The sequence below is a fragment of the Pseudomonas sp. P7548 genome (assembly GCF_013386585.1).
GTDB lineage: Bacteria > Pseudomonadota > Gammaproteobacteria > Pseudomonadales > Pseudomonadaceae > Aquipseudomonas.
The window spans coordinates 1-1,226 of sequence record NZ_JACARO010000204.1 but is presented as its reverse complement, the minus strand read 5'-3'; the positions used below and the strand labels follow the sequence as shown (position 1 = coordinate 1,226).

The 1,226-nt window shown below is 62.6% G+C and carries 2 protein-coding genes; both read left to right on the top strand.

Annotated elements, in window-relative coordinates:
* Window positions 1-894, top strand: an 894-nt coding sequence (locus tag HX803_RS32260; protein WP_256732993.1) for an amidase family protein, incomplete at its 5' end; no start/stop codon positions are given.
* 2 nt (window positions 895-896) lie between these two features.
* Window positions 897-1,226 (top strand): GntR family transcriptional regulator (locus tag HX803_RS32255; protein ID WP_178926096.1); only part of this gene is annotated, 330 nt, incomplete at its 3' end.

Sequence of the window (1,226 nt, the reverse complement as noted above, 5' to 3'; positions counted from 1 at the left end):
GATCAGTTGTATTTCGGGCCGTGGGTGGCCGAACGCACGGTGGCGTTGGAAGGCATGCTTGAGCATCAGCCCGAGGCGATCAACCCCGTGGTGCGCGGTATCGTTGAAAACGGTCGCCAGTACACGGCGTGTGATGCTTACAAAGCCGAATATTTGCGTGCCGAGTTGAGCCGGCGTATCAACGACAGCCTGGCAGGTTTTGATGCCTTGCTGGTGCCTACGTCACCGACCCTTCGCACCCTGGCTGAAATGGCCGAGGAGCCGGTGCGCTACAACTCGCAATTTGGCTACTACACCAACTTCACCAACCTGGCGGACCTCTCGGCCCTCGCGCTCCCCGCCGGGTTGCGTGCCGATGGTTTGCCCAGTGGCATTACCTTATTGGCACCGGCCTGGCATGACACGGCGCTGGCTGATCTGGGCAAGCGTTGGCAGGCCAATCTCGGCCTTAATCTGGGCGCGACCGGGCGTTCTCTGCCCGCATCCGGCGTACCCGTGCAGGCGCCGGGATCCGTGCGAGTGGCCGTGGTGGGCGCGCACCTGACGGGCATGCCGCTGAATTTCCAGCTGACCAAGCGCAATGCGGTGCTGGTGGAGCAAACCCACACCGCTGACAGCTACCGCCTGTACGCATTGCCGGGCACCGTGCCGCCCAAGCCGGGGCTGGCCAAGGCCGACAGTGGGCGCTCGATCATCGTTGAACTGTGGGACATGCCCCTTGCACGCTTTGGCGAGTTCGTCGCAGAAATCCCCGCGCCCCTGGGGATTGGCAACGTGGTGCTGGCGGACGGGCGTAGCGTCAAAGGCTTTATCTGTGAACCCTGGGCATTGGCCGACGCGCTGGACATCACCGAGTTCGGCGGCTGGCGCGCGTTTATTGCGAGCCGAGGGTGAGCATGCCGCGCCCTGACAACCTCGCCGAGCAGGTGTACACGCAACTCAAGGCGGATATTTTCGACTTCCGCCTGCTGCCGGGGGATCGCTTCAGCGAAGGCGATGTGGCAGGGCGCATGGACGTCAGCCGAACGCCGGTGCGCCAGGCGCTGTATCGCCTGGAGAAGGAAGGTTATGTGGAAGTGTATTTCCGCAGCGGCTGGCAGGTTAAGCCGTTCGATTTTGCCTATTTTGAAGAACTGTATGACGTGCGCATCGTGCTGGAACTGGCGGCGGTCAGCCGGCTATGCCGGATGGAGGCATCCGACAATTCGGTGTTGAACGCGCTGAAG